This window comes from Streptomyces sp. M41(2017) (assembly GCF_002078175.1).
GTDB lineage: Bacteria > Actinomycetota > Actinomycetes > Streptomycetales > Streptomycetaceae > Streptomyces.
Map to the genome: position 1 here is coordinate 4778529 of NZ_MWFK01000001.1, position 15508 is coordinate 4794036.

At 73.1% G+C, this 15508-nt stretch carries 14 protein-coding genes; 7 read left to right on the forward strand and 7 right to left on the reverse strand.

Annotated elements, in window-relative coordinates:
* Positions 1 to 43 precede the first annotated feature (43 nt).
* Positions 44 to 2794: an FAD/NAD(P)-binding protein gene (locus B0675_RS20820; protein WP_179165332.1), complete on the forward strand. Its 2751-nt coding sequence runs from the start codon at positions 44 to 46 to the stop codon at positions 2792 to 2794.
* Here B0675_RS20820 and B0675_RS20825 read toward each other — a convergent pair.
* Entirely contained in the window at positions 2775 to 3347 is a 573-nt protein-coding gene (locus tag B0675_RS20825) for an XRE family transcriptional regulator (RefSeq protein WP_107482692.1), read from the reverse strand. The two genes, B0675_RS20820 and B0675_RS20825, sit on opposite strands and share 20 nt — an antisense overlap.
* Positions 3348 to 3497: 150 nt before the next feature.
* On the opposite strand from B0675_RS20825, the gene B0675_RS20830 reads away from it, so the two are divergent.
* Positions 3498 to 4130 (forward strand): class I SAM-dependent methyltransferase, encoded by a 633-nt coding sequence (locus tag B0675_RS20830; protein WP_081220320.1) that lies wholly within the window; start codon positions 3498 to 3500, stop codon positions 4128 to 4130.
* Positions 4131 to 4151: 21 nt separating this feature from the next.
* Here B0675_RS20830 and B0675_RS20835 read toward each other — a convergent pair whose 3' ends face one another.
* Both B0675_RS20835 and B0675_RS20840 read right to left on the reverse strand, forming a co-directional pair.
* The gene (locus tag B0675_RS20835) at positions 4152 to 4931 is read right to left on the reverse strand and encodes an IclR family transcriptional regulator (protein WP_081220321.1); all 780 of its coding nucleotides are present in this window, start codon (positions 4929 to 4931) and stop codon (positions 4152 to 4154) included.
* Positions 4928 to 5356 (reverse strand): MarR family transcriptional regulator, encoded by a 429-nt coding sequence (locus B0675_RS20840; RefSeq protein WP_081220322.1) that lies wholly within the window; start codon positions 5354 to 5356, stop codon positions 4928 to 4930. Before B0675_RS20840 ends, B0675_RS20835 begins: the two co-directional genes overlap by 4 nt.
* A gap of 221 nt (positions 5357 to 5577) precedes the next feature.
* Here B0675_RS20840 and B0675_RS20845 point away from each other — a divergent pair, with 221 nt between their 5' ends.
* Genes B0675_RS20845 through B0675_RS20860 form a run of 4 tightly spaced genes read left to right on the forward strand, consistent with a single transcriptional unit; the run spans position 5578 to position 9357 of the window.
* Entirely contained in the window at positions 5578 to 6495 is a 918-nt protein-coding gene (locus B0675_RS20845) for an SDR family oxidoreductase (RefSeq protein ID WP_081220323.1), read from the forward strand.
* A complete protein-coding gene (locus B0675_RS20850; RefSeq protein WP_081220324.1) occupies positions 6495 to 7379 on the forward strand; it encodes an amidohydrolase family protein in 885 nt (294 codons plus the stop codon). Before B0675_RS20845 ends, B0675_RS20850 begins: the two co-directional genes overlap by 1 nt.
* A 10-nt stretch (positions 7380 to 7389) precedes the next feature.
* Positions 7390 to 8892, forward strand: a complete 1503-nt coding sequence (locus tag B0675_RS20855) for a long-chain fatty acid--CoA ligase (RefSeq protein ID WP_081220325.1) — start codon at positions 7390 to 7392, stop codon at positions 8890 to 8892.
* Positions 8893 to 8901: 9 nt separating this feature from the next.
* Positions 8902 to 9357 carry a MaoC family dehydratase gene (locus B0675_RS20860; RefSeq protein ID WP_081220326.1) on the forward strand — a complete coding sequence of 152 codons (456 nt, stop codon included), beginning with the start codon at positions 8902 to 8904 and terminating at the stop codon, positions 9355 to 9357.
* Positions 9358 to 9378: 21 nt separating this feature from the next.
* Here the strand turns inward: B0675_RS20860 and B0675_RS20865 are convergent, their stop codons facing one another.
* Positions 9379 to 10224 (reverse strand): hypothetical protein, encoded by an 846-nt coding sequence (locus B0675_RS20865; RefSeq protein WP_081220327.1) that lies wholly within the window; start codon positions 10222 to 10224, stop codon positions 9379 to 9381.
* Between the two features lie 351 nt (positions 10225 to 10575).
* On the opposite strand from B0675_RS20865, the gene B0675_RS20870 reads away from it, so the two are divergent.
* Positions 10576 to 11913 (forward strand): 6-phospho-beta-glucosidase, encoded by a 1338-nt coding sequence (locus B0675_RS20870; protein ID WP_081220328.1) that lies wholly within the window; start codon positions 10576 to 10578, stop codon positions 11911 to 11913.
* A 38-nt stretch (positions 11914 to 11951) separates the two neighbouring features.
* Here the strand turns inward: B0675_RS20870 and B0675_RS20875 are convergent, their stop codons facing one another.
* The 3 genes from B0675_RS20875 to B0675_RS20885 form a co-directional block, all read right to left on the reverse strand.
* Positions 11952 to 13001, reverse strand: a complete 1050-nt coding sequence (locus B0675_RS20875) for a D-cysteine desulfhydrase family protein (RefSeq protein ID WP_241539826.1) — start codon at positions 12999 to 13001, stop codon at positions 11952 to 11954.
* A 138-nt stretch (positions 13002 to 13139) separates the two neighbouring features.
* A complete protein-coding gene (locus tag B0675_RS20880) occupies positions 13140 to 14822 on the reverse strand; it encodes a carbohydrate binding domain-containing protein (protein WP_081221917.1) in 1683 nt (560 codons plus the stop codon).
* A 147-nt stretch (positions 14823 to 14969) separates the two neighbouring features.
* Entirely contained in the window at positions 14970 to 15455 is a 486-nt protein-coding gene (locus B0675_RS20885) for a GNAT family N-acetyltransferase (protein WP_081221918.1), read from the reverse strand.
* Positions 15456 to 15508 lie beyond the last annotated feature (53 nt).

The following is a 15508-nucleotide window of genomic DNA, read 5'->3' on the forward strand; positions in this document are numbered from 1 at the left end:
AGTTCCACCTGTCGGATCCGCACCCGACCCGCCGGAGGTATCCGTGAGTCCTGCCCGTGAGCGACCCACCGTGGCCATCGTCGGGGCGGGCGCGGCCGGCACCCTCACCGCCGTGCAGCTGTGCGAGACGGCGGCCCGCCGCCGGACGCCCCTCCGCCTCGTCCTGATCGACCCCGCCCCCGAGGCCGGTCGCGGCACCGCGTACGCCACCACCGACCCCCGTCACCGGCTCAACGTGCCCGCGGGTGGCATGAGTTGCTACCCCGACGACCCCGGCCACTTCACCCGCTGGCTGTGCCGGCACGGCGAACCCACCGTCAGGCCGGCCGACTTCGCCACCCGCTACCGCTACGGCGCCTACCTCGCCGACACCCTCGCGCGGGCCGTCGTCCACGCCCACGGCACGGTCGCCCTACAGCGGCTGCGGACCAGGGCCGAGGCCTGCACCCCCACCTCCGACGGCCGACCGGAACTCCTGCTCGCCGACGGGACAAGCATGGTCGCCGACGCCGTGGTCCTCGCCACCGGACCGGCGGGCGCCACCGCCGGCTGGGCCCCGCCCCGCCTCCGCGCCTCGGAGCGCTTCGTCCGGAACCCCTGGGCACCGGGCGCCCTCGACGAGCTCCTCACCCGCCGGAACACGGGCGCCGACGACGGCGCCGGGGCCGACGTCCTGCTCGTCGGCACCGGCCTCACCGCGGTCGACCTGGCGCTCACCCTTGACCAGCCCGACCGCACCGTGCACGCCGTCTCCCGCACCGGACTGCTGCCCCAGCCGCACGCGCTGAGCCCCGCCGAGCCGATGGCCGCGCCCGACGACCTCGACGCCCCCACCCTCTCCGCGCTGCGCCGGACCGTCTACCGCCACATCGGCCGTGCGGTACGCACCCACGGCGACTGGCGGCCCGCCCTGGACAGCCTGCGCCCGCACACCGCGCGCCTCTGGCACAGCCTCACACCCGGCGAGCGCGCCGCGTTCCTGGAGCGCGAGGGCGCCCTGTGGAACACCCACCGCCACCGCATGGCGCCGGTCACGGCCGAAGCGGTGGAGCGGGCGCGAACGGCCCGACGGCTGCGCCTGCACACCGGGCGGATCACCGGCACGGCAGCACGACCCGACGGCACCCTCCTGGTGACCCTCTCCGACGGTACCTGCCTGGAGGCCGGATGGGTGATCGACTGCACCGGACCCGGCCCGCGCCCCGAAGACCCGCTGTGGCGTCGCCTGTTCGACGCCGACGCGGCGGTCCCCGGACCATTCGGCCTGGGCGTCGCGACCCGTGACGGGCGGCTCGTCGACGCGTCGGGGCGGACCGGCCCCGCCCTGTTCACCCTCGGCGCCCCACGCCGCGGGGAACTCTGGGAGACCACCGCGGTCCCCGAGATCCGCGCCCAGGCGGCCGACCTGGCCCAGCGGTTGCTCACCCTCCTCGTCCCGCCGCGACGAGCCGCCCGCCGCCGCCCCCTCGACTCCCACGGACTCCCGCTGTCCACCCACGCCGAAGCGGCGGCCGCCCACCGCAGCGGACTCGAACGGGTCCTCAAGGTCAGGTCGGGCGCCGCGGACGCCTTCCGCCGGGCCGTCGCGCTCGACCCCGGCTTCGCCCTCGGACACGCGGCGCTCGCCCTGCTCGGTCACGAGGGCGGCGCCGACGTGGACGTACCGAGAGCGCTGGCCGACGCCCGCCGCGCCGCGCGGGACCGGGCCGACGAACGCGAGCGCTCCTTCGTCGACGTGGTCGACCGCCGGGTGCGCGCCGGCACCCCCGACGCCGGCGCGGGCGCCCTGCTCGGCCACCTCGCCGCCCACCCGGCCGACGCGCTGGCCCTCGCCGCCGCCGTGCCCACCATCGCCTTCTCCGGCATCAACGACCTCGACACCGCCTACGCGTTGAAGCTGGTCGAACAGGCCTCACCCGCCTACGACGGACACTGGTTCCCGGCCTCGCTGCTCGCCTTCCTGCGGCAGGAGCAGGGCCGCCGGGCGGAAGCGGCCGAACTGGCCCACCACGCCCTCGCCGCCGAGCCCGCCGCCGGGCACGCCGTGCACGCGCTGGCCCACGTCCACTACGAGTCGGGCGCCCACGCGAAGGGCCGCGACTGGCTGGACGCCTGGGTCTCCGGCCGGGGCAGGGGAGCCGTCCACCGGGCCCACTTCTCCTGGCACATCGCCCTGCACGAACTCGCCCTGGACGACGCCGAAGCCGTCCGCAGACGCTGGTCCGCCCAGCTGGCCCCGGGCCGGGTGACCGGCGTGCGTGCACTGGTCGACTCGGGGTCCCTGCTGTGGCGGGCCCGGCTCAGCGACAGCTGGCGGGGCCGGACACCGGCGTCGGACGTGCTCGACAGCGTCGCCCCCGAGCACGTGGAGCGCCCGGCCACGGCCTTCACCGCCCTGCACGCGGCGGTCGCTCTCACGGCCGCCGGTGACCTCCCCGCCCTGCGCCGCCTCCGCGACCACGCCGCGGGTGCCGACCCGGTGCAGCGGGCGGTCGTCGCCCCGCTCTGCGAGGCCCTCGCCGCCCTCGTCGAGGAGCGCTTCGCCGACGCCGCCGCGGGCCTCACCGCACTCCTCCCGGTCCTCACCCGCGTCGGCGGCAGCGCGGCCCAGCGCGAGGTCGTGGAGGAGACCCTGTTCCACGCCCTCGTGGCGGCGGGCCGCTGCGAGGCGGCCCGCCGGCTGCTGACCACCCGCCTCGACCGGGCCGACGCCCCGAGGGACCGCCGGCTGCTTGCGGAGCTGGGCGCCGCCGGTGACCCCGCCGCTGCGGACGTCAGCCGGTACGTGCCCTGAGGTGGGCCCGTTCTCCCTGCTGTCCGAAGAGAACCAGGAGTTCCACGGTCCGGTCGTCGTCGGAGCCGAGCCAGTGGGGCACCCGCGTGTCGAACTCGGCCGCCTCGCCCGCCGTGAGAACGGTGGTCCGGTCGCCGAGCACGAGGCGGAGCCGGCCGGTGAGCACGTAGACCCATTCGAAGCCCTCGTGGGTCTTCAGGTCCGGTTGGACGCCGGGCCGGGGCGGGATGAGCAGTTTGTGGGCCTGGACGCCGCCGGGCCGGCTGAGGGGCACGTAGGTCATGCCGTCGCGGGTGACCGGGTTCAGGTGGATACGCGGGTCGCCCGTACGGGGCGCGCCGACGAGGTCGTCGAGCGGCACCGCGTAGATCTCGGCGAGCGGCAGCAGCAGCTCCAGGGTCGGCCTGCGGGCGCCGCCCTCCAGACGGGACAGGGTGCTCTCGTTGATCCCCGACCGCCCGGACACGTCCGCGAGGGTCAGTCCGCGTCGGCGCCGCAGTTCCCGCAGACGGGGTCCGACCGCGTCCAGCACGTCCTTCTTCGCGGTGCCCATACCGGCAGCTTGCCGAAACGGCATGATCCGTTGCAACTCCGGGAGCGGCGCTCGCATGCTCGGTTCGCCGGCACATCGCCCGGGAATCCCGCGGAGCGGGATGAGGCCCCGAGGCGCCGGTCACCCGCCGGCCACGCCCGAGAGGACCCCATGAACGACAGCAGCACGGACTCCGCAGCCTTCTGGGAGAAGCACTACGCCGGCATGGACGCGCGGTGGGGCACCCGGCCCAACGTCGTCCTGACGGACCTGCTCGGCGACCTGGCGCCCGAGCCGGGCACCGCACTGGACCTCGGCTGCGGGCACGGCGGGGACGCCCTGTGGCTCGCGGGGCTCGGCTGGCACGTCACGGCCGTCGACGTGTCACAGACCGCCCTGGACCGGGTGGCCGCGGGAGCCGCGGCCGCCGGCGTGGCGGACCGTGTCACGCTCCGCCGCCACGATCTGGCCGAGACCTTCCCCGACGGAACCCACGACCTGGTCACCGCCACCTACTTCCACACCCCGGTCACCATCTCCCGCGAACAGGTGCTCCGCCGGGCCGCCCGGGCGGTGGCCCCCGGTGGCCTGCTGGTCGTGATCGAGCACGCCTCACTGGCACCCTGGTCCTGGCAGGCCGGCCAGGACATCCGTTTCCCCACGCCCGGCGAGGTCGTCGCGTCCCTGCACCTGGACGACACCTGGCGCGTCGAACGGGCCGAGGCACCCCGACGCACGGCCACCGGCCCGGAGGGGCGGACGGCGACGGTCACGGACAACGTGATCGCGGTACGACGCGACTGACGGGACGCGGCCCCTGCGGGATCAGGTCCCCGTCCCCGCCGTCCCCGCCGGGCCTTCCGGCCGCCAGCCGAGTCCCCTGGAGATCCCCCGGGCCGCCAGCCGCACCGCCGGTATCAGGGCCGGGACGCGCGCGCCGGTGTACGGGACCACGACCGACACGGCGGCGGCGACCGTTCCGGCCGGGCCGTGGACCGGGGCCGCCACCGACAGGGCGTCGTCCGTGACCTGACGGGCGCTCACCGCGACGCCGGTGCGGCGCACGTCGGCGAGGGTGCGGCGCAGGAGGTCGGGGTCGGTGATCGTGTGCGCGGTGAACGCCGCCAACGGGCCCGCGCAGTAGGTGTCCTGGAGTGCCGCGGCCTCGTGGGCGAGCAGCGCGAGGCCGACGCCGGTCGCGTGCAGGGGCCAGCGCGCGCCCACCTGGATCCGGACGCCGACGGCCGAACGCCCCGAGATCCACTCGATGTAGACGACCTCGTCCCCGTCCCGGACCGCCAACTGGACGTTCTCGTGGGTCGCTTCGTACAGGTCCTCCAGATACGGCAGGGCCACCTGCCGCAGCGCCAGACCGCGCGGTGCGAGCGCCGCCGTCTCCCACAGACGCAGCCCCACGTGGTAGACGCCGTCCGCGTCCCGTTCCAGCGCGCCCCACGTGGTCAGGGCGGCCGCCAGCCGGTGGGCGGTGGTGAGGCTGAGGCCGGCCCTCCGGCTGATCGCCGTGAGCGACAGCGCCGGGTGGGCGTGGTCGAAAGCGGCGAGCACGGCGAGGAGCCGCTCGGGCGCGGACCGGCCGCCGGTCATGCGTTCGGTTCGATGTCCGCGATCCGTTGCAGCAGCGCGTGCAGGGTCGCGCGCTCGGCGGTGCCCAGGGGCTCCAGCAGGTCGTTCGTCACACGCAGCCCCGCCTCGTCCGTGTCGCGCAGGAAGGCCCGCCCGTCCTCGGTGAGCACGACGACGCGGCTGCGCCGGTCGTCGGGGGAGGGGCGCCGCTCCGCGAAACCGAGCCTCTCCAGGTCGTCGACCAGCCCGACGATCGCACTCGGGTCGTAACCGAGCCGCGTGCTCAGCTCCCTCTGCAGCGCGCCCTCCGAGCCGGCGAGGAAGCGCAACAACGCGTAGTGGCGCAGCCGCAGTCCCGACTCCTGGAGGAACGCGTTGAACAACTGCCCGGAGCGCAGGCCGAGCCGGTAGAGCAGGTAGCCGGTGTCCGCGTGGAGTCCGCGCATCCACGGCTCCCGCGCGTCGATCCGGACGGGGGCTGCTGCCTGGTCGGTGGCGCGCTGCTGGCCTGCGATGACGGACTCCCTGGGGCCGGGCCCCGGGCGGGGCGGTTCGGACGTGCGGCACCAGCATGCCGCACGGAACGGGCTTCAACAACTATTGACGTCGACAACTATTGCTCTTAGCTTCGATCTCGGAAGCCGCACCGCATCGAAGGGACCCTCTCGTGCCCAGCATCGATCTCACCGGCAAGGCCGCCGTCGTCACCGGCAGCGGCCGTGGCCTCGGACTCGCCTACGCCCGGGCCCTCGCCGCCGCCGGCGCCCGCGTGGTCGTCAACGACCTCGACGAGGACGTGGCCCGGCAGGCCGTGAAGTCCATCACCGCGGCCGGCGGGGAGGCCGTGGCGGAGGTGGTGGCGGTCGGTACGGCGGAGGCCGCCGACCGTCTTGTCGACCGTGCCGTAAGGGAGTTCGGACGGATCGACGTCCTGGTCACCAACGCGGGCATCCTGCGGGACAAGGTCCTGTGGAAGATGACCGACGAGGACTTCGACGCGGTGGTCACCACTCATCTGAAGGGCACCTTCACCTGTGCCCGTGCCGCCGCCGTCCGGATGCGCGAGCAGGGGGAGGGCGGCAGTCTGATCCTCGTCGGCTCGCCCGCCGGACAGCGCGGGAACTTCGGCCAGACGAACTACGCCGCGGCGAAGGCGGGTGTCGCCGCCATGGCCCGTACCTGGTCGATGGAGCTGGGCCGCGCCGGCATCACCGTCAACGCGATCGTGCCGGTCGCCGCCACGGCCATGACCGAGACGATCCCGGCGTTCGCGCCGTACGTCGAGGCCCTGCGTGACGGCACCCCGCTCCCGGACTTCCTGCGCAGGGGCGAGGGCTTCGGCACCGCCGAGGACTGCGCGGCCCTGGTCCCCTTCCTCGCCTCCGACGCCGCCCGCGGGATCACCGGACAGGCCATCGGGATCGGCGGTGACAAAGTCGCCCTCTGGTCCCATCCGCAGGAGATCAAGGCGGCCTACGCGGACGGCGGCTGGACCCCCGAGGCCCTGGCCGACGCGTGGCCGGGGACGCTCGGCGCCGAACCGCAGACCGTCGGCATCCCCGCGCCGAAGCTGCCGGTGGCGTGATGACGCATGCTCCGAACCTCGACGAACTGGTCGCGATCGACGTCCACACCCACGCCGAGGTGTCCTCCAAGGGGCACTCCTCGCTCGGCGACGACCTGCACGACGCCTCCAGCGCCTACTTCAAGGTCGAGGGCAGACGGAAGCCGACCCTGGAGGAGACGGCGGCGTACTACCGCGAACGGAGGATGGCCGCCGTCGTGTTCACCGTGGACGCCGAGTCCGCCACCGGCACCGAGCCCGTCCCGAACGAGGAGGTCGCCGAGGCGGCCGCCGCCCACCCGGACGTACTGATCCCCTTCGCCTCCATCGACCCCTTCCGCGGGAAGGCCGGCGTGCGCCAGGCCCGGCGGCTGGTCGAGGAGTACGGGGTGAAGGGCTTCAAGTTCCACCCCAGCATCCAGGGCTTCTTCCCCGACGACCGCGCCGTCGCGTACGGGCTCTACGAGGTCATCGAGGAGACCGGCACCATCGCCCTCTTCCACACCGGGCAGACCGGCATCGGCGCCGGGGTGCCGGGCGGCGGCGGGATCCGCCTCAAGTACTCCAACCCGCTGCACGTGGACGACGTCGCCGCGGACTTCCCCCACCTCAAGATCATCCTGGCGCATCCGTCGTTCCCCTGGCAGGACGAGGCCCTCGCCATCGCCACCCACAAACCGGGCGTGCACATCGACCTGTCCGGCTGGTCACCGAAGTACTTCCCGCCCCAACTCGTGCAGTACGCCAACACGTTGCTGAAGGACAAGGTCCTCTTCGGCTCCGACTATCCCGTCCTCACCCCGGACCGCTGGCTCGCCGACTTCGAGAAGCTCCCGGTCAAGGACGAGGTCAGGCCGAAGATCCTCAAGGAGAACGCGGCCCGGCTCCTCGGACTCACACCGTAAGGGGCCCACGATGCGCAACGAGGGACTGGGGTCGTGGCCCGCACGCCGGGCCCGCAAAACCCCGCACCGCACCGCCCTGATCCACGGCGACTCCACCACGGACTACGCGGAACTCCACACGCGCAGCACCCGGCTGGCGCACGCCCTCCGTGCCCTGGGTGTCCGCCCCGGCGACCGGATCGCCTATCTCGGCCCCAACCACCCCTCCTACCTGGAGACCCTGTTCGCCTCGGGCGTCCTCGGCGCGGTCTTCGTGCCGCTCAACCCGCGTCTCGCCGGACCCGAGATCGCCCACCAGCTCACCGATTCCGGCGCGCGGGCCCTCGTGTACGCCCCCGGCCTCACCGGCCTGGTCGCCGGGCTGCCGGGCGGTGGCGAGGTCCGTACGTACATCGATGTCGGCCGGACCTACGAGGAGTTGATCGCCGGAGCGTCCGAGGAGCCGATCGACCAGCCCGTCACCGCCGACGACACCTGCATCATCATGTACACCTCGGGCACCACGGGCCGTCCCAAGGGCGCGATGCTCACCCATGGCAACCTCACCTGGAACGCCGTCAACGTCCTCGTCGACCACGACCTCACCGCCGACGAGCGCGCCCTGGTGTCCGCCCCGTTGTTCCACACGGCCGGTCTGAACATGCTCACCCTCCCGGTGATCCTCAAGGGCGGAACCTGCGTCCTCACCGAGTCCTTCGACCCGGCCGCCACCCTCGACCTCGTCGAACGGCACCGCATCACGTTCATGTTCGGTGTACCCACCATGTTCGACCGGGTGGCCCGACACCCGCGCTGGGCCGAGGCCGACCTGTCCTCGCTGCGCATCCTCACCTGCGGCGGCTCACCCGTACCGACTCCGCTCATCGCCGCCTACCAGCGACGAGGGCTGACCTTCCTCCAGGGGTACGGCATGACCGAGGCCGCCCCCGGCACCCTCTTCCTCGACGCGGAGCACGCCGTCGAGAAGGCAGGATCGGCGGGCGTGCCGCACTTCTTCAGCGACGTCCGCGTGGTCCGGCCGGACCTGACACCGGTCGGCGCCGGCGAGACGGGGGAGGTCGTCGTGCGCGGACCGCACGTCATGCCCGGCTACTGGGGCCTGCCCGAGGAGACGGCGGCCGTCTTCACCGACGGATGGTTCCGCAGCGGGGACGCCGCCCGCGTCGACGACGACGGCTACGTCTTCATCGTGGACCGCCTCAAGGACATGATCATCTCCGGTGGGGAGAACATCTATCCCGCCGAGATCGAGGATCTCCTGCTCGCCCACCCCGGCATCGCCGAGTGCGCCGTGATCGGTGTCGCCGACTCCCGTTGGGGCGAGGTTCCCCGCGCCGTCGTCGTCCCCCGCGCCGGCGCCGAGCTGGACCCGGACGAGGTCCTCGCCTCGCTCGCCGGCAGTCTCGCCCGCTACAAGATCCCGAAATCGGTGGTCGTCACCGACGAACTGCCCCGCACCGCCTCCGGAAAGCTCCTCAAGTCCCGCGTCCGTACCCGCTACGGCACCCCCTAAGGAAGACGCATGAGCATTACCGTGAACGGCCTCGACGAACTCCGCGCCCTCGCCGGGCGCGACCTCGGCACCAGCGACTGGATCGAGGTCACCCAGGAGCGGATCGACACCTTCGCCGACGCCACCGGCGACCACCAGTGGATCCACGTCGATCCGGAGCGCGCGAAGGCGGGTCCGTTCGGCGCCCCCATCGCCCACGGTCATCTGACCCTGTCCCTCTTCATCCCCCTCTTCACCTCGCTCCTCGACGTCGGGGGCGTGACCACGAAAGTCAACTACGGGCTGAACAAGGTGCGTTTTCCCGCGCCCGTGAAGGCGGGCTCACGCATCCGGCTGGCCGCGCGGCTCGCCTCGGTCGAGGACGTGCCCGGCGGGGTGCAGATCGCCGTCGACGGCACGGTCGAGACCGACGGCGGCGGCAAACCCGCCGCCGTCCTCCAGAGCCTGTCCCGGTTCTACGCCTGACCGCCCGCACCGGGCCGCCGGCTACCGCAGCCGGTACGCGTACACGGAGGTCGCGACGGCGCACACGCCCGGCTGGACGACCTGGGCGCGCAGTGTCCCGCTCGCCGTGTCGTAGTCGACGCCCTCCGCCTCGTACGTCCCGTCGCACACCCCGCGTTGCGGCAGGGCGAAGAGACTGGTGACGTGCCCGGTGACGGAGCTGCCGTCCACCGCGTGCTCCAGGTCGACCTGGAGCAGCGGCCGGTCCTCCGGGAACAGGGCGCGCGAACCGTCGTCCGAGGCGCACAGCAGTCGGGTGGCGTCGACGAAGTCGCAGCCCTGGATGTCGCGGACGGGTCGGTCGAGCGTGATCGGACCGGCCTGCGGCAGGGCGCCGCCGGTGCGCGGGGTCGACGGGTTCAGCAGCGGGGCCGGGAACACCTGGAGCCGGTCCTGGTCGCCCCACTCGCCCGACACCAGCCACTGTCCGTCCGGCGACACCGTGGCGAAGGAGTTGTTCAGCTTCTCGCCCGGGTCGAGCCGGTGGACGTACTCGTAGCGCTTCCCGGCGGGGGTGGTGACGGCGAACATCTTCGTCGTCGCGGAGTCGGGCCCCTGATAGGCGTCGAACACGTTGCCCTGGGCGATGTCGGGGTCGCCCACGTGGTTCCAGCCCTTGATCCGCAGGCCGAGGGGGATGCTGAGCAGCCCGCGGTGCAGCAGCGACCCGTCCGCCCGGCTCGCCAGGCCCTGTCCGCCGCTCAGCGAGTCGACGTACGAGGTGCCGGCCTCGGTCCACACAGGCGCTCCCGACGCCGCGGCCGACGATCCCAGACCGAGCGAGAACGCTCCCAACAGGCTTACCAGCGTGACTAGTTGACGTTTCATCAGCAACCTTCCGCAGCGCGACGGACACCGGGCTGGAATGGAATCACGGGGTGCCCGGCCACGCGTAGGGCCCAGGACCACTTGTGGGGACCGCTCCGAGCGGCTAGGCGGCGTCCGGGGACCGCCCCCACGGCGCTGCGGGGAAAGCCGGACGGCGCCGAGTACTGTTCACGGCGTGCCGGCGGAGCGACGACACCGGCCACGGGACCGGGACGTGTGACGTGGGACGACGCGGGAGCCCCTGGCCCGGTGACGCGGTCCGCCCGGGAAGGAACGGGCGTCCGGGCGGCCGTGGCGTGACCCTCGCCGCGCGGCCCGCGGCCCCGGACGAACTGCGAAGGTGGTACTTGCGTGAGGCTGACCATTCTCGGCGGCGGCGGATTCCGTGTCCCCCTCGTCCACGGGGCGCTCCTCGGTGACCGCGCCGAGGGCCGCGTCACCCAGGTCGTGCTGCACGACCTCGACGCGGACCGGCTCTCCGCCGTGGCCCGGGTCCTCGCCGAACAGGCGGCGGACGTGCCCGACGCGCCGGAGGTGACGGTCACCACCGACCTCGACGAGGCCCTGCGCGGCGCCGACTTCGTGTTCTCCGCGATCCGGGTCGGCGGCCTGGAGGGACGTGCCGCCGACGAGCGGGTCGCCCTCGACCTGGGAGTCCTCGGCCAGGAGACGGTCGGCGCCGGAGGCATCGCCTACGGCCTGCGGACCGTGCCCGTCGCCGACGACATCGCGCGGCGCGTGGCCCGCCTCGCGCCCGACGCCTGGGTCATCAACTTCACCAACCCGGCGGGCCTGGTCACCGAGGCCATGTCCCGCCACCTCGGCGACCGGGTGATCGGGATCTGCGACTCGCCGGTGGGCCTCGGCCGCCGGATCGCCCGGGTCCTCGGCGCCGATCCGCGCGAGGCGTTCATCGACTACGTCGGGCTCAACCACCTCGGCTGGGTACGGGGTCTGCGCGTCGCGGGCCGCGACGAACTCCCGCGCCTGCTCGCCGATCCCGCCCTGCTCGGTTCCTTCGAGGAGGGGAGGCTCTTCGGCACCGAGTGGCTCCAGTCGCTCGGCGCGATCCCCAACGAGTACCTGCACTACTACTACTTCAACCGCGAGACCGTCCGCGCCTATCAGCAGGCCGACCGGACCCGCGGAGCGTTCCTGCGCGACCAACAGGCCGGTTTCTACGACGAGATGAAGCGGCCGGACGCCGCCGCACTGAGCGCCTGGGACCGGACGCGCGCCGAACGCGAGGCCACCTACATGGCGGAGAACAGGGACGCGGCCGGCGCCGGCGAGCGGGAGGCGGACGACCTGTCGGGCGGTTACGAGAAGGTGGCGCTCGCCCTGATGCGGGCCATCGCCCGCGACGAGCGCACCACCCTGATCCTCAACGTCCGCAACCGGGGGACGCTCGCGGCCCTCGACAGCGAGGCCGTCATCGAGGTGCCCTGCCTGGTCGACGCGAACGGCGCCCACCCCGTTGCCGTCGACCCGCTGCCCGGCCACGCCACCGGCCTGGTGTGCGCGGTCAAGGCCGTCGAGCGCGAGGTGCTCTCCGCCGCCGCGTCCGGGTCCCGCACGACCGCGGTGAAGGCCTTCGCCCTGCACCCGCTCGTGGACTCCGTGAACGTGGCCCGCGCCCTGGTCGACGGCTACACGGCCGTGCACCCGGGCCTCGGCTACCTCACGTAGCCGGCGCCGGCGGCCTCCCGGGTCCGACGCCCCCCGCGTCAGGGACTTGGCGAGGAGGGTGTCGTCGGGTCGTCCGGCAGGCCGCGCAGCCCCGCCTCCGCGCGGGCGACCGCCGTGGGGTGGCCGAAGAAGCCGGGCAGCCCGCCGGTGTGCAGGAACACGGTGCGCTGCCCGGGGGTGATGTCGCCGTCCGTGACGGCGGCGGCCAGCCCGGCCAGGGCCCGGCCGGTGTAGACCGGGTCGAGGACGATGCCCTCCGTCCGCGCGGCCAGGGTCAGGGCGTTCATGACGGGTTCGGTGAGCGTGGCGTATCCCGCCCCGACCTGGTCGTTGCGCACCCTGAGCGCGCGCGGGTCGCAGGGCCTGCCGCACAGCCGGGACACCAGGTCCGCGACGGTCCGGGCGGGCTCGTCGACGGCGCCGACGTGCACGCCGAGGACCCGCTCGTCGCCCAGCCCGGCGACGAGCCCCGCCATCGTGCCGCCCGAGCCGAGCGCGACGACCACGCTCGCCACGTCCGGTGCCTGGTCGATGATCTCGTTCGCGCACTCGGCGTAGCCTCGGGCGCCCAGCGGGCTGGAACCGCCGAAGGGGATCAGCGCCGGGACCTCTCCGGCCGCCCGCAGTTCCTCCGCCACCTGCTCCGCCCGTGCCGCGAGGCGGGTGCGGTCGCCCTCCCAGACGACCCGCGCGCCGAGGAGGCCGTCGAGCGCGAGGTTGCCCGAGGCGGTGTTCGCGGGGGCACCGGCGGGCCCGGACTCCGGAGGCGGGCCCGCGAGGACGAGGACCACCCGCAGGCCCAGCCGGGCGCCCGCGGCCGCCGTCAGCCGGGCGTGGTTGGACTGCGCCGCACCGGTCGTCACCAGCACGGTGGCGCCGTCGGCGAGTGCCGCGCCGCAGGTCCACTCCAGCTTGCGGATCTTGTTGCCGCCGCCGCCCGGACCGGTCAGGTCGTCGCGTTTGACCCACAGGTCGTGGGGGCGGAGGCCGAGCGCCGCCGCGAGCCGGGGAGCCGGTTCGAGGGGAGTGGGCCAACTGCCCAGTCGGGCGCGGGGCGGGGTGTCCCCCTCGGAGAGCGTGCTGGTCACCGCGGGCCTTTCTGCTGACGCCGGTCGTGCGGGGAGCGTAACGCGACGGGCCGCCCGGAGATCCGGGCGGCCCGCCGCGTCGTCGCGTTGTCCGGCGGCCCCGCGAGGCGAGGACGACCCGCAGGCCCGCTGCCGGCCTCAGCCCGTGAAGCCGGCCGTGATCGACGTGAACTGCCAGGTGCTCTGGCTGATGCCGGAGCAGTTGCTCACCACGCCGCCCCCGGGGCAGGGCCGGTCGCGGTTGACCGACCAGTAGGCGAGCCGGGCGATGTGGTGGGTGTTGGCCCAGTCGCGAATCGAAGTCCAGATGGCAGGCGTCGTGTTCTCCTGCTGGTCGGACAGGCCGTTCATGCCGGAGATGCCGATGTGCGAGTAGGCCGTCGCGTCGTCCCAGCCGAAGGTCGACTTCAGCTTGGTCTTCAGCCCCTCGGCCGCGTTCACGGTGTTGCCGTACATGTCGGAGCCGCCGCCGAAGTCGAACGGCATGATGGTGAAGACGTCGATGTTGGCGTTCAGGGACTGCGCCTGCTCGATGAGCCGGTTGCCGTAGTAGGTCGGGCCGGTCGTCGAGGTGCCGAACGTGACGATCGTCCTGAGGCCGGGGTTGTTGGCCTTGACGGTCTTCAGCGCGGTCAGGATCTTCGCCTGGACGGCCTCGTTCTCGAACTCGTCGGTGTTCTCGATGTCCATGTCGATCGCCTTGAGGCCGTAGGCGTCGATCACCTTCTGCAGCGCGCCGGCGAGTGCGCTCGCCGAGGAGCAGTTGGCCCCGAGCTTGCTGCCCTGCCAGCCACCGAACGACGGCACGATGTCACCGCCCGCGGAGCGGATCTGGTTGATGGCGGTCTGGTCGACCCCGCCGGTCAACGGTCGGCTGCTGTCCCAACTGGGCGTGCAGCCGCCGGAGTCCAGGACGAACGCCATCGTGAACCACTTGACGCCGGTGGCGTTCATCACCGTGGTCGGGTTGGGCGGGTCGCCCCAGCCCTCGTACAGGTAGGGCGCGGCCTGCTTGAAGCCGGTGCCGCCGCCACCGCCCGCGTTCGTCGTGACGCTCACGGAGTTGGAGGCGCCGGAGATGTTCCCGGCCGCGTCCCGCGCCTTGACGGTGAAGGTGTAGGCGGTGGAGGGGGACAGCCCGCTGACGGTCGCGCTGGTGCCCGACACGCTGAGCAGCTGGTTGGAGCCGCTGTAGATGTCGTACGCGGTGACGCCGACGTTGTCGCTCGACGCGGCCCACGACAGCGACACGCTGGAGGAGGTCTTGCCGGTCGAGGTCAGTCCGGTGGGCGCGGTCGGCGCCTGCGTGTCGGAGCCACCGCCACCACCGGGACCGTCCAGGCTGATGTCGTCGGCGTAGTAGGTGCCCTGCGCGTACCAGCCGTGCACGTAGATCTTCGCGCTGGTCTGCGAGGCGCCGGTGGTGAAGGAGACGCTGAGCTGGCTGTACGCGGACGGGGACGACGTCCAGGTGGAGGCGCCGCCGTCGACGCCGAGGTAGACGTAACTGCCGCGGACCCAGCCCTTGAGGCTGTACGTCGTGTTCGGCTGCACCGACACCGTCTGGGTGCACTGCGCGTTGTCGCTCGAACTCACGGCCCCGGCAAGGGCTTTGGAGCCCCCGTGCACCGGGCTGGAGACGATGGAGCCCAGGTTGCCGGAGCAGGACCAGGGGGAGAGGCTGCCCGTCTCGAAGCCGGGGTTGGTCAGGATGTTGGCCGCCTGTGCCGTACCCGGCAGGGCGACGGCCCCGGCCAGGGCCAGCGCGGCCGTGCCGAGGAGGGCGAGGAAGCGATGTCTGGATCGTCTGAGCTGTCTGATGCGCACGCGATCTCCCTGGGGAATGGGGTGTTCGGGAGTGCAGAGAGGTGCGCCACCAAGTTGGTATGGACCAATCGCGCTGTCAAGATGCGGAGCGGATTTCGGTTCTCCGATCAACTGCGTTCTCGCCGACGGGAGTTCGCGGCGTCACGGTAGTGGTCGAGGAGTGCTCTCCGGTGTCCAGCGGAGCGTCAGGTCGGGCAGGTGCTCCATGTTGCGTTCACCGTCACTCACCTCGACGACGGTGAAGCCGTGCCGGTCGTAGAACGCGCGGGCGTCGGTGTTCTGCTGGAAGACGTGGAGGGACACCCCGTCGCGCCGGTGCCGGCGCACCTCGTCGAGCAGGAGCGTGCCGATGCCCCGCCGACGGACGTCCGGGCGCAGATAGAGGTGTTCGAGCAGGTCGCCGTTCAGGGCCGCGTAGCCGACGACCTCCGCGTCGCACACCGCGACCCACACGCGGCACTCCATGAACAGGACGTCCAGGACCCAACGGGTGACCTGCTCGTGGTTCCGCCTCTGCGGGGGCAGATACGGCATGGTCGCCGCCCGCGAGGCCATGTGCACGCGCGCGATCACGGCCGCGTCGGCCTCCCGCGCGCACCGGATCCGTGTCCCGCCGTCAGCGTTCACGGGGGACCACCGGTCCGTCGGCACCCGCTCCGGGGCTCGGCCCGACCGGATAC

Excerpts from the sequence above, each read along its gene's own strand:
- B0675_RS20825 (WP_107482692.1), bottom strand. The coding sequence starts at position 3,347 with ATGGGCACCGCGAAGAAGGACGTGCTGGACGCGGTCGGACCCCGTCTG.
- B0675_RS20830 (WP_081220320.1), top strand. The coding sequence starts at position 3,498 with ATGAACGACAGCAGCACGGACTCCGCAGCCTTCTGGGAGAAGCACTAC.
- B0675_RS20835 (WP_081220321.1), bottom strand. The coding sequence starts at position 4,931 with ATGACCGGCGGCCGGTCCGCGCCCGAGCGGCTCCTCGCCGTGCTCGCC.
- B0675_RS20840 (WP_081220322.1), bottom strand. The coding sequence starts at position 5,356 with ATGCGCGGACTCCACGCGGACACCGGCTACCTGCTCTACCGGCTCGGC.
- B0675_RS20850 (WP_081220324.1), top strand. The coding sequence starts at position 6,495 with ATGACGCATGCTCCGAACCTCGACGAACTGGTCGCGATCGACGTCCAC.
- B0675_RS20855 (WP_081220325.1), top strand. The coding sequence starts at position 7,390 with ATGCGCAACGAGGGACTGGGGTCGTGGCCCGCACGCCGGGCCCGCAAA.
- B0675_RS20860 (WP_081220326.1), top strand. The coding sequence starts at position 8,902 with ATGAGCATTACCGTGAACGGCCTCGACGAACTCCGCGCCCTCGCCGGG.
- B0675_RS20865 (WP_081220327.1), bottom strand. The coding sequence starts at position 10,224 with ATGAAACGTCAACTAGTCACGCTGGTAAGCCTGTTGGGAGCGTTCTCG.